The 20,070-nt window shown below is 42.9% G+C and carries 20 protein-coding genes and 1 pseudogene; all 21 read left to right on the forward strand.

Annotated elements, in window-relative coordinates:
* Positions 1 to 275, forward strand: a pseudogene (locus N909_RS25915) (lipopolysaccharide biosynthesis protein); the annotation flags it as partial.
* Positions 276 to 298: 23 nt separating this feature from the next.
* Positions 299 to 928 (forward strand): class I SAM-dependent methyltransferase, encoded by a 630-nt coding sequence (locus N909_RS0121270; RefSeq protein WP_029918126.1) that lies wholly within the window; start codon positions 299 to 301, stop codon positions 926 to 928.
* A 41-nt stretch (positions 929 to 969) separates the two neighbouring features.
* Positions 970 to 1,917: a glycosyltransferase family 2 protein gene (locus tag N909_RS25435; RefSeq protein WP_084167865.1), complete on the forward strand. Its 948-nt coding sequence runs from the start codon at positions 970 to 972 to the stop codon at positions 1,915 to 1,917.
* Positions 1,914 to 3,020 carry a glycosyltransferase family 4 protein gene (locus N909_RS0121285; protein ID WP_029918128.1) on the forward strand — a complete coding sequence of 369 codons (1,107 nt, stop codon included), beginning with the start codon at positions 1,914 to 1,916 and terminating at the stop codon, positions 3,018 to 3,020. The genes N909_RS25435 and N909_RS0121285 overlap by 4 nt, the downstream gene beginning before the upstream one ends.
* A gap of 7 nt (positions 3,021 to 3,027) precedes the next feature.
* The gene (locus N909_RS26605) at positions 3,028 to 4,122 is read left to right on the forward strand and encodes a glycosyltransferase (RefSeq protein WP_029918129.1); all 1,095 of its coding nucleotides are present in this window, start codon (positions 3,028 to 3,030) and stop codon (positions 4,120 to 4,122) included.
* Positions 4,119 to 5,387 carry a TolB family protein gene (locus tag N909_RS24130; RefSeq protein WP_029918130.1) on the forward strand — a complete coding sequence of 423 codons (1,269 nt, stop codon included), beginning with the start codon at positions 4,119 to 4,121 and terminating at the stop codon, positions 5,385 to 5,387. Before N909_RS26605 ends, N909_RS24130 begins: the two co-directional genes overlap by 4 nt.
* Positions 5,384 to 6,238: a glycosyltransferase gene (locus tag N909_RS0121300; RefSeq protein ID WP_051690026.1), complete on the forward strand. Its 855-nt coding sequence runs from the start codon at positions 5,384 to 5,386 to the stop codon at positions 6,236 to 6,238. The genes N909_RS24130 and N909_RS0121300 overlap by 4 nt, the downstream gene beginning before the upstream one ends.
* The gene (locus N909_RS0121305) at positions 6,238 to 7,203 is read left to right on the forward strand and encodes an NAD-dependent epimerase/dehydratase family protein (protein WP_029918132.1); all 966 of its coding nucleotides are present in this window, start codon (positions 6,238 to 6,240) and stop codon (positions 7,201 to 7,203) included. Before N909_RS0121300 ends, N909_RS0121305 begins: the two co-directional genes overlap by 1 nt.
* Positions 7,200 to 8,165 (forward strand): MraY family glycosyltransferase, encoded by a 966-nt coding sequence (locus N909_RS0121310; RefSeq protein WP_051690027.1) that lies wholly within the window; start codon positions 7,200 to 7,202, stop codon positions 8,163 to 8,165. Before N909_RS0121305 ends, N909_RS0121310 begins: the two co-directional genes overlap by 4 nt.
* 37 nt (positions 8,166 to 8,202) lie before the next feature.
* Entirely contained in the window at positions 8,203 to 10,098 is a 1,896-nt protein-coding gene (locus tag N909_RS0121315; protein WP_051690028.1) for a polysaccharide biosynthesis protein, read from the forward strand.
* A 120-nt stretch (positions 10,099 to 10,218) separates the two neighbouring features.
* Complete coding sequence (locus N909_RS0121320) at positions 10,219 to 11,007, forward strand: prepilin peptidase (protein ID WP_029918135.1); 789 nt, start codon at positions 10,219 to 10,221, stop codon at positions 11,005 to 11,007.
* A 114-nt stretch (positions 11,008 to 11,121) separates the two neighbouring features.
* Positions 11,122 to 11,319 carry a helix-turn-helix transcriptional regulator gene (locus N909_RS0121325; protein WP_029918136.1) on the forward strand — a complete coding sequence of 66 codons (198 nt, stop codon included), beginning with the start codon at positions 11,122 to 11,124 and terminating at the stop codon, positions 11,317 to 11,319.
* Between the two features lie 71 nt (positions 11,320 to 11,390).
* On the forward strand, positions 11,391 to 12,449 hold the full coding sequence (gene pilM, locus N909_RS0121330) for a type IV pilus biogenesis protein PilM (protein ID WP_029918137.1): 1,059 nt from the start codon (positions 11,391 to 11,393) through the stop codon (positions 12,447 to 12,449).
* A complete protein-coding gene (locus N909_RS0121335; RefSeq protein WP_029918138.1) occupies positions 12,446 to 12,997 on the forward strand; it encodes a PilN domain-containing protein in 552 nt (183 codons plus the stop codon). The genes pilM and N909_RS0121335 overlap by 4 nt, the downstream gene beginning before the upstream one ends.
* Before the next feature lie 16 nt (positions 12,998 to 13,013).
* Complete coding sequence (locus tag N909_RS0121340; RefSeq protein ID WP_029918139.1) at positions 13,014 to 13,628, forward strand: type IV pilus inner membrane component PilO; 615 nt, start codon at positions 13,014 to 13,016, stop codon at positions 13,626 to 13,628.
* On the forward strand, positions 13,625 to 14,176 hold the full coding sequence (locus tag N909_RS0121345; RefSeq protein ID WP_029918140.1) for a pilus assembly protein PilP: 552 nt from the start codon (positions 13,625 to 13,627) through the stop codon (positions 14,174 to 14,176). The genes N909_RS0121340 and N909_RS0121345 overlap by 4 nt, the downstream gene beginning before the upstream one ends.
* A 62-nt stretch (positions 14,177 to 14,238) precedes the next feature.
* Entirely contained in the window at positions 14,239 to 16,371 is a 2,133-nt protein-coding gene (locus N909_RS0121350) for a type IV pilus secretin PilQ (RefSeq protein WP_162179147.1), read from the forward strand.
* A 62-nt stretch (positions 16,372 to 16,433) separates the two neighbouring features.
* The gene (aroB, locus tag N909_RS0121355) at positions 16,434 to 17,516 is read left to right on the forward strand and encodes a 3-dehydroquinate synthase (protein WP_281174878.1); all 1,083 of its coding nucleotides are present in this window, start codon (positions 16,434 to 16,436) and stop codon (positions 17,514 to 17,516) included.
* Between the two features lie 10 nt (positions 17,517 to 17,526).
* The gene (locus tag N909_RS0121360; protein ID WP_029918143.1) at positions 17,527 to 18,381 is read left to right on the forward strand and encodes a tetratricopeptide repeat protein; all 855 of its coding nucleotides are present in this window, start codon (positions 17,527 to 17,529) and stop codon (positions 18,379 to 18,381) included.
* Positions 18,374 to 18,733 (forward strand): roadblock/LC7 domain-containing protein, encoded by a 360-nt coding sequence (locus N909_RS0121365; protein ID WP_029918144.1) that lies wholly within the window; start codon positions 18,374 to 18,376, stop codon positions 18,731 to 18,733. The genes N909_RS0121360 and N909_RS0121365 overlap by 8 nt, the downstream gene beginning before the upstream one ends.
* A 167-nt stretch (positions 18,734 to 18,900) precedes the next feature.
* Complete coding sequence (locus tag N909_RS0121370; RefSeq protein WP_029918145.1) at positions 18,901 to 19,980, forward strand: aminopeptidase P family protein; 1,080 nt, start codon at positions 18,901 to 18,903, stop codon at positions 19,978 to 19,980.
* The last annotated feature ends 90 nt before the right edge of the window (positions 19,981 to 20,070 follow it).

Raw genomic sequence — 20,070 nt, forward strand, 5'->3', positions numbered from 1 at the left:
GGATGATGGCTGGACATTACGCTCAGTTGCTTTCAGCTTGGTTCTTTTTCCAATATCTAAATAAGCCTGTAGTTGCAGCCATTCCAGCTTTAACTCTTCAGCGAGGGTTGTTGTTTTATGAAGTTTTTAGTACAGGGTTTAAGGTTGTGGCGTTATGTGCTGGGCTCATTTATTTTAAAAATGATTTGATTGCTTTAGCGCTATTTTCTTCTTTTGGAGTTATCTCTTATGTTTGTTTGATCCTTTGGGTTCTTTCTTGTAGTAAAAAGATTTAATTTTAGTAGCGTGGAACAAAGATATGAAATTTTATAGGCAGGTTGATAAAACTCATTACGAATTTCATGAATATGTTAATAAGCCTCGATGGAATAGTATTTGGCATCAGATTGATGAAGTTATATCTTTAAAACCAAATAAAGTTCTTGAGGTCGGTGTTGGATCTGGAATATTTAAATCTGTTATTTCATTATTTGGTATAGTTATTGAGACTATTGATATAGATAAAGACTTAAATCCTGATTATATTGGATCTGTCATAAGCATGCCTTTTAATGATGATAGTTATGATATTGTTTGTGCATTTCAGGTTCTTGAACATTTGCCTTATGCTGATGCAATCAGAGCATTTCACGAAATTTCAAGAGTTAGTAAAAGGTATATAGTGCTAAGTATTCCAGATTTTAATAAAGTTTGGAGGTATCAACTTTATATTCCCAAGTTAGGTGAAATTGACTTTTTTATTCCGAGGCCTTCTTTTTTTAGAAAAATTCATCGGTTTGATGGCGAACATTACTGGGAAATAGGGAAGAAACAGTTTTCTCTCAGAAGGATTGTCGATGATTTTTCATTTTCTGAATGGAAATTGCTTAAAACGTATCGAGTTAGAGAAAATCCTTATCACCGATTTTTTATTTATGAAAGGATTTAGGGCTGATGTAGGATTATTTCGTCACTCTTAATTTTCTACTTATGAACATATATTTTTCAGTAATCGTTCCCGTCTATAACAAAGTGTCAACTATTTCTCGATGTTTAAAATCTGTACTGGAACAAAGTTATCAAGATTTTGAGTTAATAATAGTCGATGATGCTTCAACTGATGGAAGTAGAGAGAAAATCCAGAGTATAAATGATCAGCGGATACGGCGATTATATCGAGACGTTCCTGGTCCTGGAGGGTATGCAGCGCGTAACTACGGAATCCAGAAAGCACGAGGTTCTTGGATTTGTTTTCTTGATGCAGATGATGAATGGTGTAAAAATCATTTGTATGAAGTTCATGATTTAACGGTTCGTTACTCGACAGATTTGGTTTCGACGAGTTGGTTTGATTCTTGGGGGGCTATTGTAAAAAAATGTGCTTTTGCTGCGAAATATAAAAAAAAGAAAGAGTTGGTCATTAATTTTGATCAATTTCTTTTGCTCTCGTCCCGTGGGCGGTCTCCCGTTCATACAAATGTAATCGCTATTAGGAGAGGTTTTCTGAGTGAAAAGGACGAATTCCCAAGTGGTATCTATAATCGTGGAGGCGATGTTATGACTTGGGCAAAACTTATTTCTAAAGCCGATAAGATTGTTTGTACCTCATTGGTTACTTCTTATTACCATCGTAATGATTCAATGGTCACTAAAATTACTCATCCTCAGGTTGAGAATAACCCAATATTTCATTTTTGTAGGAAAAAGTTGACAAAGGCCTCTGACGTTAAAAAGAAGATTAATCTTAAAAAATTTTCAAATTACCATATTTTTCATGGCTTAATTTACTGTATTTCAATAGGTGAATTAACGGTTGAAAAATGTAATTATTATTATTTTACCGGCAACCCGGTTCGATATCTTCTTTTATTGGTTTATGCTTTTTTCCCGAGCTCTATTCAAAAAAAAATCTGGCATTTTTACCAAAGGATAAAATGAAAATCTTAATTGTTTCTCAGGAATATCCTCCTATGCTTGGAGGAGCTGGTATGGTTGCCAGACAGAATGCAGAGTCTCTAGCGGGCAGAGGTCATCAGGTCACCGTTTTGACCAGGATTGCTGGGAGCTGCTTGGAAAAAAGCCACCAAATAAATATAGTTGGTGTCCCTGGAGGCAGTAAGTTTTGGGTGTTGTTTTTCGCTTTGAAATTACGTTTAATGGATCTTGGAAAGTTTGATACTATCATTATTAATGATGTCGGAGCTGCATTGGTCTTTTCTCTGTCTTTCTTTGGGGAAAATATTCATTCTCGGTGCTTTGTCTATTTTCATGGATCTGAGTGCAATAAGTTCTTTATAAAACCATCTATATTTTTCAAGATTTTCTATCTAAGAAAAAAATACAAAAAATTCCTATCACAGTGTCATAAAATAATTTCTGTTAGTTATTTTTTAAAAAATGAGATAGTTAGATATCTTCCTTCCGATTTTGATATACAGAAAATAAAGGTTGTCTCTAATGGAGTAGATCATTCCATGTTCAGGCCAACACTGTCAGACGTTCGCAGTGACCTGGGAATTCCTCGCTCCACAATTTTACTATTTTCTGTTGGGCGTATTGTTAAAGAAAAAGGCTTTTTCGTCATGCTGGACCTTTTTGAAAAATTGTCTCAAGGTCCCAATCGGTTCTTTTGGATTGTTGCTGGAAATGGCCCAGATCTAGAAACACTGAAAGTTCAAGCAGCACAGGGAAATGTTTCTGATAATATTCGATTTTTAGGACCTGTGGCTCGGGACGAGTTACCTCGTTATTATTCTGCAGCTGATTTGTTTTGGTTACTTTCATCAAGGGAAGCTTTTTCTTTGGTGTCTATAGAGGCTCAAATGTGTGGGTGTCCCGTTTTGTGCCTTGGAGGCCACGGTATGAGCGAGACAATTCTCAGTAGAGATAGTGGTTTTGTTGTCGATAATGCTTCGTTGGCACTCGATGTTCTAGCTCAACTTAGGTTTAAAGAGTTAAATAGAAAGAAAATCAGGACTTCTGCAAAAAGATTTTCTGTAGAGAGACAAATTGATATGCTGGAAAGTGTCCTTTTTTCTTAATTAATCCATGAAAAAGATTTTGTACATAGTGTCAACTCTGCGCAGATCTGGGCCAACTCAACAGCTGTATAACTTATTGCGGTTCAGCGAGAGGGGCTTATTTAGCCCATTAATTTTGACCCTATCTCCAGAACCTGGCGACAGCTTTCAGCAGATGTTTTTGGAGCTAGGTACTCGTATTGAATCATTAGGTTTGAGGAGGGCTGAAGGCCTATTTTTTACTGGGGCACAGTTGCGTAGAAGAATTGATCAATTCAATCCGGATTTAATACACTCTCAAGGATTCAGAGCCGATTTATTGTTAGCACGAGCCAGATTACCTATCCCTTGGCTACTGACTTGTCGCAATGACCCTTATGTAGACTACTCTGGTATGTATGGATTGATTCTTGGGCGACTGATGGCCTTTAGGCATTTGTCTGCTATGAAGAGGTGCTCTCATGTGGTCGCCTGCTCGAAGACAATAGCAAATTGTCTCCATGGTAGAGGAATTAGATCGACAGCTATACCAAATGGAGTTCAATTACTGTCGCCATCCGGACAAATCTTTCTCCGGAATGGGGGATTAAAACCACCTGTGTTTCTCTCAATGGGCTCTCTTATTCCACGAAAAAATATGGAATTGCTCGTTAAGGCATTTGTTCAGTTCTCTAACTTCAATTCTGGAACCTTATTGATTTTAGGAGATGGGCGTAATATGGAAAAGCTCAAATCCATAGCTAGTACTAGTACAAGTGTTATTTTTGCCGGACAGGTCGATAATGTGGTTGAATACCTAAGTAAGGCCGATTATTTTGTTTCGTCTTCTTTTTCAGAAGGTTTGCCAAATAGTGTTCTTGAAGCTCTTTCCGCTGGTCTGCCTGCTATTTTGTCGGATATCCCCTCGCATCGAGAAATCGCACAAGAGTGTCCTGAGGCATGTAAACTTTTTAAATTGAATAATGGAATGGATGAGCTTGTGTCAATTTTTTCTAAAGCTTCAACTATTTTCTCTGGTGTTTCAAGAGTGGGTATATCTCGGTCTGTTGAGAAAACGTTTTCGGCCCAGAGTATGTCTGAAAATTATCAACAAGAATACTTGAGGATCATAAATCTTAGATGAATTCAAATTTTAGCTTATTTGAGAGATTCCTTGCTAGGGGGCTGGGACACTTCCCTTTTCTTAAAAGAATCACTAAGGCTGTCTACTCGAGAGTTATTTATTTATTGTACATGAGTAGTAAATGCAGCTCTTCTTTAGGCCCTGCTTGTCAAGTCTTAAATGATGATCTGGAGAACTTTTTTGGATATTATGATAAATCCCCTGTTAATAGCATTGGCTCCGTGATTTGTTGCCGGTCTCCATATGATACCCGCCAAATTCCATCTAAGAATCAATTAATATTTCTTAGCGTTTATTTAGAAAATGAAATTGCCCCTTGTCTTAATATTCCATTAAATGCTTATAATTGGCAGCAAGGTGCACGCGCTCAATGGATATCAAATGACAACTTCATTTTTAACAAATATGACGATATTGACAACAGGTATATTGCGATTGTTTATTCTGTAAAAACTGGATCTGAGGTTAAAAGATTTGAACTGCCTGTTCAGGATGCTTTTAGGTCTGATTATTTTTTGTCAATAAACTATTCACGTGTCATGAGTGTTCGTCCCGATTACGGTTACCGTAATTTAGAAGGTCTAGCATCAGAACAGCTTCATAATTTAGAAGATGATGGTATCTGGAGAGTTGATTACGATACCGGTCGTATAAAATTAATTAAAACATTAGAGAGTATATGTCAGATAAAAAAACAAAAATTATTTCCCGAGTGCTTTCACGAAATTAATCACATTATGATTTCTCCAAATGGGCAATCCGCCATTTTTATACATCGTTACTATTATAAAAAACGTCGATTTGATAGGCTTTTTCTCTTGGACGTTAAGTCTGAGAAATTGAAGCTGTTAGCAGACAATGAGATGGTTAGTCATTGTTGCTGGGTAGATACTAAAACGATTTTTGGTTATTTACGAGGCCCTGGGGGCTTGGATGGTTATTGGTTAATTGACTGTGTGACTGGCGAATTTAAGCGTTTCTTAAATCATTTTCTGGACAGGTTTGGGGATGGACATCCTCATTGTTGTGGAAATAAATTTGTTACTGATTCCTATCCCGATAAGTCGCGGATGCAACATTTGTTTTTAGGTAATCTGAAAACAGGTGAGGTGACCGAGTTGGGACGCTATAAGCATGGCTTCGACTTTTCAGGGGAGTGCCGTTGCGACCTTCATCCCCGCCTTTCTCCGGATGGGAAAAGAGTGTACTTTGATTCTGTTTTCAGTGGCAAACGGCAATTATACTATCAGGATATCTCAGGATGAAATTTTCTGTATTGATGTCTGTCTACTCAGGAGATTCCCCCTGTTTTTTTGACCTATCAATAGAGAGTATATGGTCCAAGCAGATAGCCACCCCTGAAGAAATTGTTATTGTTAAAGACGGATTCTTGCCCGAAGATCTTGAATCAGTGCTTCTTAAATGGAAATCGATTATTGGTGAAAAGCTCAATTTAGTAAGCATTAGCCGAAATGAGGGGCTGGGAAAAGCTTTGAATATAGGGCTTACTCAATGTAAGCATGAATTAGTCGCCAGAATGGATGCAGATGATGTCGCTGTGGCGGAGCGATTTTTGTTGCAGCTTGAATGGTTTTCTCAAAACAGCTCTCTTGATGTTGTTGGAAGTAATGCGTGGGAAATTGATAATTCTGGGCGAATCCAAAGAATAAGGGAAATGCCAACTGATCACAATGATATCATCAAAACCCTTTGGGCATGCCCCCTTCTGCATCCGACCGTAATGTTTAAAAAGGAAAAAATTATCAGTGCGGGGAATTACAATCCTTCGTTGAGACGAAGGCAGGATTATGAACTTTGGTTTCGTTGTGCTGAAATGGGATATCGTTTTGCCAATATCCCTCAGCCTCTCCTGAAGTATCGGTTTGATAGGGACGGTCATAATAAGCAGACCCCTGGGACAGCTTGGCAGCAAGGGATTATCGGTTATCGTGGTTGTGAATCTGTAGCAAAATCTCTGAATGTGCAAGTGCCTATTCTTAATAAATATGCTTGTTTTGTTCCTTTTTTTAGATCTCTACTCCCCAGGAGACTTCAAAATTTTATGTATGACAAATTGAGCCCATTTGATCCCCGCTCTAGGACCCGTCTGGATTGATGAAAATTTTAGTTACAGCTGGAGGAGGTTTTGTCGGCTCAAGCTTACTTAAGTCTTTGAGGGGTGTTTCCACGCTAGATGTGAAGGGACTCGTTCGCCGTAAAAGTGCTTTTTCTCCACGTCTAATGAATATTACCCAAATTGATGATCTTATAAACGGGCTGTCGCTCTCGTTTTTATCTGGATTTGATCTTGTCATTCACAATGCTGCCTGTGTTCACCAAATGAAGTCAGTTGCGGACTTAGCTAAATATCGTGAAGAAAATACCGTGACAACTCTGAATTTGGCTAGGCAGGCCGCCGCCGCTGGTGTGAAACGGTTTATTTTCCTCAGCACTATCAAAGTCATTGGTGAAGAGTCTCCTACTGGGCGGCCTTATTCTGAGGAAACGGTTGTAAACCCTCAAGATGCTTACGCCATCTCCAAATACGAAGCAGAACAGGGTTTATGGGATATAGCACGTTCAACAGAGTTGGACGTTGTTATTATCCGTCTGCCCCTGGTTTATGGCCCGGGAGTAAAAGCTAACTTTTTACGCATGCTGCAATGGGCCGATAAAGGTGTTCTGCTACCATTTGGGGCTATCCACAATAAGCGCAGCTTGATTGGGCTTGAAAATCTAAATGACTTTATCCTAACCTGCCTGACACATCCTGCTGCAGCAAACCAGCTTTTTCTGGTGTCTGATAACCACGATCTTTCAACATCGGAGTTGGTGGGGTTTTTGGCTGGGTATCTCGGTCGTTCCAGTCGCCAAATTTCCTTGCCTCCTTCGATACTTTCACTGCTTTCCCTTTTATTGGGTAAAAGAGATGAGTTCAGCCGCTTGTGCGGTTCTTTACAGGTCGATATCTCAAAAGCGAAAACATTGCTCGGCTGGGAGCCTCCGCTGACAGTTGCAGCCGGTCTTCAAAAAACAGCAGAGTGGTATATTGAGAACAAGCGCAAAGGGTTTCGCCTGTGATTTTTCTGCTTTGTTTTATGCTAGGTTCTGTTGGTTCCTACTTGGTGAGCCGGTACGCGCATTGTCTGAATTTGATCGATGTCCCTTCTGCACGTAGTTCCCATCACACCCCGATTGCAAAAGGCGGCGGAATCGGTTTGCTTCTTGCTTTTATTCTGGTTTCCATTCTTTACAATGCTCCCGGTTATTTTTGGCTGCCCGCGGCCGGTTTGTCTCTGCTTAGTTTGCAAAATGATCGGTCGGAACTTAGTACCAAGGTGCGATTGTTTGCGCAATTTCTAGCTGGCATGGTTCTGTTGTTTGGTTCTTATGTGAGGGGAGGGGATGGCTTTGGAGAGCTGTTTCTATTGTTGTCCGCAATTTATCTTCCCTACTTGGTTGGTACTGCTAATTTCTATAATTTTATGGATGGCATAAACGGAATCGCTGGCGTTGTTGGCATATCCAGCTTCAGCCTGTTGGGGGTTTATCAATATGAGTCAGTTTTTGGTTGGGTTTCTACTCTCTGCTTCGCCATGGTAGCTGCGTGCGCCGGGTTTTTGCCTTTTAATGTGCCCGCTGCAAAGGTGTTCATGGGAGATGTCGGGAGTATTTTATTGGGGTATTCATTTGCGGCAATTGTTGTGCTAACTACCGCGACGGCTATTGATTTTGTTGTTATGTCTAGCTTCATGTTGTTTTTTTACCTGGATGAGCTGACTTCGATGTGGTTTAGGTTGAAACGTAAACAAAGCCTGCTTCGTCCTCATCGTAGCCATTTTTACCAGGTGCTTGCCAACGAAGCCGGAATTGCTCACTGGAAAATATCCCTTGGCTATGGAATTGCGCAATTCATCGCCGGAGCGGCTATTTTATGGCTGGGGCAGTTTGGATTTGTCTGGCCTTGTGTTGCTATAGCGTGTATTTCTTTCACCTATGTCAAGTGTGACTTGTTGGTCAGGAAAAAATTTCAACGGAGCTGATGAGGCGTAGACGAAGTTGTTTCAGGAGTGGCTGTAAATGAAGGAAAAAGTGCTGCGTTATCGATTTACGCTGATTTTTTTTATGACTGCGTTATTGACCATGGCAGCATTGTTTTTGGCCTATTCTATCCGCTTTGATTTTGATATTCCTCTGCCGTTTTGGTTTCGATTCGAGACCCTTCTTCCTGTGGTCATTCTGATAAAGCTACCTTTGTTCTGGCACTTTGGTTGCTTCAAGGGGTGGTGGCGTTATGTGTCCATGCCCGATCTTGTGCAAATATTCAAAGCCAATGTCATTGGGACCTGTCTTTTTGTTATCTATGCAGTGTTAATGTATCGCCTTGATGGTATTCCACGATCGGTCCTTTTTTTGGATGGATTGATCTGTTTTGTGCTTATCGGCGGTGTGAGGTTCCTGACTCGGGCAGTACGAGAGCAGTATTTTCCCGTTTTGAAATTCAGCGATTTACAGAAAAAAAAGCGTGTTCTTATCTTTGGAGCCGGACATGCCGGGCAAATGATCGCCAGAGAAATTCAATCTAATCCTGAGCTTGGTTTAGGGATCGTTGGTTTTATAGACAATGACCCCTTTAAACAGAAAACAACATTTTTGGGGTGTCCGGTCCTGGGCGGGCATGCTGATGTCGCTACCATTGTACAAGATCGTCAAATCGAGCAAATCATTATCGCAATTCCTTCCGCTAGCGGCAGGACAATTCAAGAAATTGTTAGGTTATGTCGGCAAACTTCGGCAGATTTCAAGATACTGCCAGGAGTTGGTGAACTCATCAATGGTCGGGTTTCGGTGCTTCAGGCGAGGGATGTTGATCTTGAAGATTTGCTTGGGAGGGCGCCTATCAGGCTTGATGAACATGAAATCAGTCATTACTTGCATTCCAAAAGGGTGTTGATTTCAGGTGCGGGAGGAAGCATTGGTAGTGAGATCTGTCGACAGGTTTTGCGTTTTCATCCAGCAGAGCTGGTTTTGGTGGATATTGCAGAAACCGCAACTTTTAACATAGATAGAGAGTTGGCCCAAACCGCGGGCAATGTATCTGTCAGGCCGATTGTCGGTAGTGTTTGTGATCGCAGTTTAATGGAGGAAGTTTTTGCAGATTTAAAGCCCCAGGTTGTTTTTCATGCTGCTGCCTATAAGCATGTGCCGTTGATGGAAAGTAATCCATGCGAGGCTTTGCGTAATAATATCAACGGAACATGTGTTCTTGGTGATATGTCTGATAGGTATGCTGTTGAAAAATTTGTCATGATTTCTACAGACAAGGCCGTTCGTCCCAGCAGTATCATGGGAGTGAGTAAGAGAATTGCGGAGCTTTATGTGCAGGCACTGGATGCCAGAAGTAAAACCAGCTATGTGACTACGCGGTTTGGGAATGTCCTGGGGAGTAACGGTAGCGTTATCCCTATTTTTAAAGAACAGATTGCCAAGGGGGGCGTGGTGACTGTCACCCATCCCGAGGTGTCGCGGTTTTTTATGACGATTCCGGAGGCCTCACAATTGGTTCTGCAGGCGGGGAGCATGGGGCATGGGGGCGAAATATACCTGTTTGATATGGGGGAGCCTATTAAGATTGTAACTCTTGCAGAAGAGTTAATTCGCCTCAGCGGCTTCAAGCCTTATGAAGATATCGAAATTGTGTTTACCGGTCTTAGGCCTGGGGAAAAACTGCATGAAGAATTGCTGCTTGCTGATGAGGGCGTCTTGCCAACCCAGCACGTAAAAATACAAATAGCAAACTCTGTGTCCCGACCTTATGAGGAATTGAAAGACAAGATCGAGTCACTTGTGGATGAATGCTCGGGCCTGCATTTTAGTGCTTTGCAAGATAGATTGTCAGCTATTGTCCCGGAATACGCTGCCCCTGTGGGCCTTCACGTTAGTTGCGGCAATCAAATGAATCGTGCAGGGGCCTGAAAAAAGAATTGGATACTTTCAATAAAAAAGGTTGAAAAAAATTAAGAATTCTGTATATTCTTGAAATGATATTGGAAAATGTCATTCTGACTAAATGAAAAGTTGCGAAAAGAGAGGCTTTTGGTGAGGCTTTTTGATTATTATGTATTTTTTGGAGGAGCCTTTATCTTAGGGGGGGCTATTGGTTCTTTCCTGAATGTCTGTATTTTTCGTATTCCTGAAAAGAAATCCATCATTTACCCGCCGTCGTCCTGTCCTGCCTGTGGGCAGAGGATTTCCTGGTATCAGAATATTCCGATTCTAAGTTATCTTTTTTTGCGTGGTCGGTGTGGTTTTTGCCATAAACCTATTTCGTTACGCTACCCCGCCATTGAGTTTCTGTCGGGCGGGTTGTTTGTGCTGACCCTTTATTATTTTCGTTTGACTCCAGCCACACTTGTTTATTGGTTGTTCGTGTCGGCACTCGTTGTCATCTCATTCATTGATCTCGACCATCAGATCATCCCTGATGTTATCAGCCTGCCTGGAATTGTCGTCGGTTTTATCTGCTCATTCTTTATTCCCTGGGTTTCCTGGCTTGATTCATTGTTGGGGATTGTTCTTGGGGGAGGGGTATTGCTGACGATCGCCTGGTTGTATGAATTGCTGACTAAAAGAGAAGGTATGGGAGGAGGGGATATCAAGCTTCTTGCCATGCTCGGGGCGTTTCTTGGCTGGAAGGCCATTCTGCCGATTGTTTTTGTAGCGTCTTTAATTGGGACATTAGTTGGGGTTCCATTGATGTTGGTACAAAAAGGGAATAGCCGTTTGGCAATTCCTTTCGGACCATTTTTAGCGCTATCGGCGCTGGTTAATTTGTTTTGGGGACCCCGCCTTATTCATTGGTACTTGGGATTGATGGTGCACTGATATTGTTTTCTTTGGTAACGATTTATTGGTTTTAACTTAAAGATCTTGACAATGATGTTCATTGACCTATAATTATGCACAATTTGAATATATGTGCATAATGAGGTCAATTGGATGCAACAAAATCATGTCAGGGAAATTCGTGAATCTTTGCTAATGAGCAAAGCTGAGTTGGCTCGAAAAGCCGATGTTTCGCCATTAACTATCACCAGAATTGAACGCGGCTGTCCCTGTCGTATGGAGACGATGCGCAAAATCATCCTGGCATTGGGGTTTCAGCTGGCTGATAGGGGTAAGGTGTTTCCGGAATAGTTGATTCAAGATGGTTTCTTCAGGATCTTGTTTTGATTGCTACTTTGGGCTCTCTTCGGACTGGATAAGGCATGTTCGCTTCGAAAAAAGAAATTATTGGTATTGATGTAGGCTCCAGCGCGGTCAAGATAGTTCGGCTTCGTCCTTCCCGCGGTTCTTATCACCTTGAGAATATCGGGATCCTACCTCTGAGTCCTGAGGCCATTGTCGATAATACGATCATGGATTCGGCTGCCATCATCGATGCTATCCAGAATTTGTTGACATCGATGAAAATCAAAACCAAGCGGATTGCAACATCAGTGTCCGGTCATTCTGTGATCATCCGTAAGATATCTCTTCCGCTGATGACGGAAGATGAACTGGATGCTTCTATTCAGTGGGAAGCCGAACAGTATATCCCTTTCGATATTTCTGAGGTTAATATCGATTTTCAGATTCTTGGCCCGGATGAGAAGGACCCTTCGCAGATGAACGTTATGCTGGTCGCCGCCAAAAAAGATTTTGTTGACGACTACCTAGCGGTTTTTACGGAGGCTGGTCTTGAACCGATGGTCATGGATATTGACTGTTTCGCGGTCGAAAACATGTTCGATTTTAACTATGGCTTTGTCGAAGGTGAAGTTGTTGCCCTTATTGACCTTGGGGCGGCAGCGACCAGCGTGAATGTTTTGAAAGGGGAGGTTTCCGTTTTTACCCGGGACATCCAGGCAGGCGGAAATTTGCTCAGCCAGGAGCTGCAAAAACGCTTGGGCATTAGTAGTGACGAAGCTGAGCAGGCCAAACTAGGCCGGCGTGACTTCGGAGATGTTGAAGAAGAAACAATTGATGAGATTTTAAATGATGCCATTGAAAACCTCATCCAGGAAGTGCAGCGTTCCCTCGACTTTTTTTCTGCGACCTCGAGCGAAGAAAGAATCTCTAAAGTGTACTTGACCGGTGGAGTTTCCGGATCGAATAAGGTTCTGGAGACTTTGGAGGAGCGCCTTGGCATACCCATCGAAAGGGTGAACCCGTTCCGAAACTTGACGATTAATCAGAAGGAATTTGACGCGGAATACCTCGAAGCTATCGGACCGATGTTTTCGGTTGCAACGGGCCTGGCAATGAGGAAGGTGGGTGACAAATGATTCGTATTAACCTGCTCCCGGTTAGAGCTGCGCAGAAAAAGGAACGACTTCGTATCCAGTTGTCAATCTTCTTTTTGTGTATCCTTTTGGTCTGCATTGGCTGCGGTGCATTGTATGTCCAAAAAATGACGGCGATCAATGGCGTTGAGGCGGATATCGCGAATATTGACAGGCAAAATAAAGACCTTCAGAAGCAGATTGGCCAAGTGAAGGATTATGAACAGAAAAAAGCCGATCTGGAAAAAAAACTGGCAGTACTGAAAAGCCTGAAAGCCGGCAAAACAGGGCCTGTACACTTGCTTGATCAATTAAGTGCGTCATTACCAGATAACCTCTGGCTGACCAAATTTACGGAAAAGGGTGGAAGGATTAATCTTTCCGGTGTCGCAGATAATGAAAAGACCGTTGCGGTCTTTATGAGAAACCTGGAATCTTCACCTTACTATAAAAAGGTTGAATTGTCAGTGACTGAGCAGACTAAAGTTGGTGACGATAAAATGCAAAAGTTTAGTTTGGATAGCGACATTGAAGCACCTCCATCTAAATAATATGGGATGTTAAGCAATGAATGCACGCGTCGAAAAAATATTGAATTTGCCTGCCTACCAGCGGTTTTTATTGCTTTTGGTTGTTATGGCGCTGTTTGCGGCAGTCTTCTACTTTATGTTTTATCAACAGCAGATTGAGCAATATGACCGCTTGCTCCAGAAGCAGCAAGCGGAGCAGGTCAAGCTGGATAAAAATAGGAAAATTGCACGTAACCTGTCGGTGTATCGTGCCGAATACGAAAAAATGCAAGTGAAGCTCGATGAGGCGCTTGGTGAGTTGCCTTTGGAGAAGGAAATACCGAATCTTTTGACTGGAATTGGCAATCTGGCAAAAGAAAAAGGTTTGGAAATCGTCCGATTTAAGCCCGAAAATGAAGTGCCGAAGGATTTCTATGCTGAAGTTCCTGTTGATTTAAAACTAGCAGGTTCATTCCATCAGGCTGCAGCATTTTTTGATGCTGTCAGCAAGATGGAACGAATTGTTAATATTCAAGGTTTAAGCTTAGATAGGCCCAAAGAAGTTGACGGCAGGACTTCATTGGCTATTGATTGTAAGGCCGTCACCTTCCGTTTTGTTGAGCAGGCTCCACCTGCTAAGAATGGCAAAAAGAAAGGCGGTAAAAGGAAATGAAGTCGAGTTTCTTTGGGGTAAGATCGCTTTTTTTAACGCTGACGATTTTATTGGTGTTGTCAGGTCTTCTTTGGGCTCAGGAACCTACTGTTAAGCAAAACGAAACTCAGACGACTGATATCGAAAAAGATGCTCCTGCAGAGCGTCCTTTTGTTTACAGTCCTCAAGGGCGGCGTGACCCGTTTGAGCCGCTACTTCCAAAAGAACCTCTTGTTGGAGAAGTAGTTAAGAAAACTCGACCGGAAAAGGTTAAAGGACCACTTGAAAAATTTGAACTCAAACAATTTCGGCTGATCGCAATTATGATTGTCAAGGGAACGCCTCGGGCCATGGTCAAAGCTCCTGATGGAAAGAGTTACATGGTTAAGGTACACGACTATATTGGGATGAATGGTGGTGTTGTTAAAGATATTCAGACAAAAGTCGTTGATATTGATCAATCGGGAATGCGGATCGAGAAAAGCCCTGACCGGATTGTCGTTGAAGAGGCCGGGGTTGATAGCGTCACCGGTAAGGAAGTTAAGGAAGATAGCTACATCGTGATGTAGATGTTGAGAATGGTCTGTATTGATTCAGGTCGTTATGCGAGTGACTTTTTAGGGGAATGAATATGAGAAGAAGCGTTGTGCTCCTCAGTACATTATTAATGATCTTTTCCGTTGCGCCGACTGCGCAGATTTTTGCGGCCGATTCTTTTTCCATCGCAGCAGTGAGTGAAAAAAGAGTTGTTTTGTCGGCGACAACAGGGATAGAACAAGTACGATATTTTACCCTGGATTCTCCCAAAAGGCTCGTTGTTGACCTTTATGGCGTTACTCCCGGAGAACATGCCGATACGGTAGCCCTGAGCGACGGATTCAAACAACTGCGGGTGGGACCGTTGGATAATAAAACCCGTTTTGTTTTTGATGTGGATGGCTCAGAATTTCCTACCTTTAATGTAAAGGTTGAGCCTGACCATGTTGTCGTGACTTGGGAACCGTCCCAAAAGACAACAGCCGCCGCTCTAGCGGCCCCTGTCATGAAGGGCAGTGCCAAAATAGTTTCTATTGACTTCGACTCTGAAAAAGGGCAGTCAAAATTAAACATTGTTGTTGATGGTACGGCTACTGCGACAGAACTCACCCGAGATGGCGATAAGATTCAGTTTTCTCTGAAAAATACCACATTGCCGAGAGCCCTACGACGCGAATTTGATACCCTTGCTTTCCCTAGTGCCATTTATTCAGCGACCCCTTACCTGGTAAACAATGGCGGAGTGCCGGCTGTCCGTTTTGTAGTCCAGCTGAAAGCTGATCAACCTTATCGTCTGGAAAAAGAAGCGACTGGTTATGCATTCATTGTCGATAATGGTCCCTATGACCAGGCAACTCCCCCTGTTACCGGCATCTTGCCGGTTCCGGCTAAAGGTGAGATAGATACAACAAGTGCTTCCACGCCAACCTCTTCCCCCGCTTATGAGGCTGCCGCTCCGCAACCCTCCCAGCAGGGTGTGATCATTACCAAAGAGCTGGCCGGTAAAGAGAAAAAGACCTACACCGGTGCAAAAACTTCTTTGGTATTCGATAATGCAGATGTCAGGGATATCTTACGGCTGATTGCAGAGATCAGTAATCTTAACATCATCGCTTCTGATGAAGTGAAAGGTAACATCACATTACGCTTAATTGATGTCCCCTGGGACCAGGCTCTGGACTTGATCCTTGACGTGAGCGGTTTGGGAATGATCCGTGAAGGGAATGTTGTTCGGGTTTTGCCCAAAGATACAATTCGTTCCATGAAGGAAGCTGAATTGACCGCTGCCAATTCCCAAGAAAAACTTGAGCCCCTAGCAACTGAGGTGGTGACAGTCAGTTATGCTGATTTAGGCGCTGTTGCCGGGCCGGTCAAAGAAATTTTGAGTGCCCGAGGAAACCTTACCCCCGATAGCCGCAATAAATATTTGATTATCACCGATGTCCCACAGCGTATTGCAAAAGCCAAGGAACTGATTTCCATTCTGGATACTCCTGAGCGGCAAGTCATGATTGAGGCTCGTATTGTCGAAGTCAGTTCATCATATAGCAGAGACCTTGGCATTAACTGGGGGATTGATTACAGTTCCCCCGGTTCAAAAATTGAAAATGCGGGTGTTGGTATTGGTGGTGATTTCCTTATCGATCTTCCCGATGGTGCGGGATCTGTTGGGGAAGATGCAGGTCTTGCTGCAGGAATAACTTTCGGTGAAATTGGAATTAATAAGCTGGTGCTTGATTTGCGGATCTCTGCGTTGGAGGCCAATGGCAAGGCAAAAATTGTCTCATTGCCGAAAGTCACGACATTGAATGGCGAAACTGCTAAAATCAGCCAGGGGACCAGTATCCCTTATCAGACAACGAGTGATGGCGGAACAACAACTGAGTTTGTTAATGCTGAGTTGAAACTTGAAGTGACTCCGGTCATCAATCCTGATGACAGCATCATTATGCAAATTGTCACCACCAATGATTCTCCTTCCATCACCAGTGGAGCAACAGCACCGAGTATTGATACCAAACAGGCAGAAACAAAAGTTCTTGTTCATGATGGGGAAACGACAGTTATCGGCGGTATTTTTGTCGAAAATAATTCTGACAACGAAACCGGCACCCCTTGGTTGATGGAACTGCCCATTTTAGGCCATCTTTTTAAATCAACGAGTAAAAAAAGCAGTAAATCTGAATTGCTGGTATTTATTACTCCCCGGATTTTGAAAGATAAATAGATGTGACTTTCATCTTTTAAAAGGGCAGGGAGACCTGCCCTTTTTTTTTCAGCGAGTTAATGATGGTTGAAATTATCAAAGTCCCTTTGGCTGACAGGACCTATCCTATTCTGATTGGCACCGATATCCTCAGATCTCTTGGCGAAGAGCTGGCTGCAATAGGCTTTCCTCACAAAGTTGCGGTTATCTCAAATCCTACTGTTTCCAGTCTGTATGGTGCTCAGGTTAAGTCCTCACTCGAACACAGTGGCTTTTCGGTTCTGGAATATGATGTTCCTGATGGCGAAGAGTATAAAAATTTCCAAACACTTCAATCCATTTATGATGTGTTGGTTGGCAATGGCTTTGATCGCGGATCTGGCATAATTGCTCTCGGGGGAGGTGTCATCGGGGATATGGCTGGTTTTGCCGCAGCAACGTTTTTGCGTGGAATCCGCTATGCCCAAATTCCAACTACCCTGTTAGCCCAGGTTGACAGCTCAGTCGGTGGAAAAACCGCAGTTAATCATCCTTTGGGGAAAAACTTGATTGGGGCTTTCTTTCAACCGGACTTGGTATTGATTGATGCCGGGACCCTCAATACCCTTGATCCAAGAGACGTTGCGGCAGGTCTGGCTGAGGTTGTGAAGTATGGTGTGATTAGAGACGCTGATTTTTTCAATTGGCTTGAGGATCATGTCGCCGATTTGCTGGATAAAAATCCGAATGCTTTGATCTATGCCGTTAAAAAAGCTTGTCAGATTAAAGCGGATATTGTTGAGGTTGATGAAAAAGAGGGCTCAGTCCGGGCATTTCTGAACTATGGGCACACATTCGGTCATGCGGTGGAAAGTCTTTCCGGATATGGGCAATGGAAACATGGTGAAGCAGTTGCCATCGGGATGATCGTTGCTGCCAGGATTTCCTGCCGGATGGGGCTTTGTCACCAAAATGATGTTGATCGTTTGACGCGATTACTGCAGACTCTAGGTCTCCCTGTTTCCGCACCTGTTTTTTCTCTCGAGGACTACCTTGCAGTGATGCAGAGGGATAAAAAAGTCCGTAATGGGAAATTATCATTGGTTCTCAATTGTGGACTGGGCGACGCCGTGCTTAAACAGGTTTCTGATCTAAAAGAAATATTCTCTGCTGCCTTGTCATCTTGAAGAGGTCATTATGGTCCAAAACAATCAGCAAAGTACAATGTTGGGTAAGATTGCCGCGTATACAGAAATACTCATCAAGGATCCAGGTTCGACTATTTTTGTATCGTTGGCGGAAACCTACAGGAAAATGGGTCTTTTCGACGATGCGTTGCAAATCTTAAGTAGAGGATTTGAAAAACACTCTGACTTTTCCCCCGCTTTTATCGTTTTGGGAAGAATTTACTGTCAGCAAGGAGAATTTGAGAAGTCTGTAGAGGCGTTTGCCAAAGCTCTGGAGTTTGACCCTGATAACCTTTCTGGCCTGGTCGGTTTTGCCAGGGTGCGAATTTTACGTGAGGAGTCTAAGGATGCGCGTCGGTTGCTTTTGCAAGCCAGGGCGTTAAGTCCGGCTGATCCTATCATCAATAAGCTTTTGCTCTCATTGCCACCCGTTTCATCCAACCTGAATGCAGAGATTGAGCAAGAGCCTGCAGAAAAATCGACTTCGGCTGGTTCGTCCCCGTTAATTTCGGCTACTCTTGCGGAATTGTACCTCAAGCAAGGCTTAGCTGACGAAGCGGTCCGTATTTATCGTGAGCTTTCTGCTCTTTCGCCGGAAGATTTATCTTTGCGGCGTAAGATTAAAGAGCTCGAAGCTTTCTCTGTGACGGCCTCCTCGGAAATCGTTGCCGATTCGGAAGTTTCCGATTTGACAGTTACTCATCTTAGCGACGATGCAGGGGAAACTGCTTCTGAGGTGATGAGTGACAGTGAATTTAATCAGTTGAATGATTTTGCATCTGAGCCGACTGATCGGGACTCCTTTGTGCTTGAGACCCTGAACCGGTGGCTTGACAATATCGGGCAAAGGAGAAGGAATGTTTAAAGCTATTTTAAAGGACATTGTGACCGGTTGTTCGGGTGGTGTTGGTGCTATTTTGATGGGTTTTGACGGAATCTCCATTGATCAGTACCTTGGCGAAGATAATTCGGTTGATTTAAACTTGGTTGGGATTGAATATTCCAATATCGCTAAGGAAGTTCGACGGGCGGCAGAGATTCTCAATGTTGGGACTTTGAGCGAAGTTTCAATTAAGACAGAACGGTTCTATATCATCATCCAAGTTGTTACAGACGAATATTTTGTTGGCTTGATTGTGGATCGATCGGGTAATTATGGCCAGGGACGTTACTTGCTGATGCGTGAGGTGCCCCGACTACGGATTGATCTGGAATAGACGGTTTTATTTATCCCACTTTTTCTTGTAATGTTAAAGAGTTGGCGGTTTCTGACAGGGGACTTGAGGCTGCTTTTGCTACGCTGCAGGTCAGTTCTTTCGGTCAGCCAGGCGTGTCACCGCTTTCAGTGATTTTTATTCCGATATAGTATCAAACAGGACGGAGCGTGAACCAAAATCGACTTCTTCTTATCCGGAATCTTCAGCAGTCCGAGAGACTTTCCGCCATAATTATATTTGGGTTAACCAATATACGCTATCTGTCTGGATTCACCGGTACCGATGGCGTTCTTCTTTTTATAGGCGATGAGACGGTTTTTCTGACCGATTCACGTTATATCACCCAGGCCCAGACGCAAGTGACAGCGGATAGGATAATCTGTTACAAAAACAAGCTGCAAGCAATCGCCGATGAATTGGTTTCCTTTGGGGACGTGCGCGTTGGCTTTGATGCTGAAGCGGTCTGTGTAGCCGTTTTTGACGAATTACGAGGTTTGTGCGGTAAGCAAATTCACTGGCTCCCTTTGAAAGAACAGTTACGACCGTTACGAGGAAAAAAAGATAGCCGTGAACTTGCTTGTTTAAGAGCCGCTGCACAAATAAACCACGACGCTTTTCAAAAAATCCTTCCGCTTATAAGACCTGGTGTCAGTGAAAAGCAGCTTGCTCTGGAGCTCGAAATTTCTCTCAAGCGTTTGGGCGGGGAAGCGAATGCATTTGATTTTATTGTTGCTTCAGGAAAGCGGGGAGCCTTACCGCATGGCGTCGCCAGCGATAAATTCCTGACGGCGGGTGAATTGATCACGATCGATTTCGGGACATGTGTAGATGGCTATTATTCAGATGAAACAGTAACCTTGGCTGTTGGGGAGGTTTCAGGAAAGCTTCGACAAATTTTTGATATTGTGTTAGAAGCTCATGACCTTGCTTTGGCTGCTATTCAGCCAGGTCTACAGATGAAAGAGCTGGACGCTGTGGCTCGAGGCTATATTGCCAAAATGGGTTACGGCGACTACTTTGGCCATGGTCTTGGACATGGGGTCGGTTTGGAAATTCACGAATACCCGACCGTTTCGTCTCGATCGGCTGACCTTTTGGCAGAAGGAATGGTTATTACTATTGAGCCGGGAATTTATATTCCTGAGCTTGGTGGAGTTCGAATCGAAGATACTGTTGTGGTCACTGCCAACGGATATCAATCATTGACTTCTATTGCTAAACACTACAGCGTACTGAACGCTGAGTAGGGATATTGAAAGTGAGAATCAATTATTAATTTCAGAATCCCACGTTTTGATTTGTTAACCCTTATACTTAGTTACGATTTGAAAAATTTT

Source organism: Pelobacter seleniigenes DSM 18267 (genome assembly GCF_000711225.1).
Classification (GTDB): Bacteria; Desulfobacterota; Desulfuromonadia; order Desulfuromonadales; family Geopsychrobacteraceae; genus Seleniibacterium; species Seleniibacterium seleniigenes.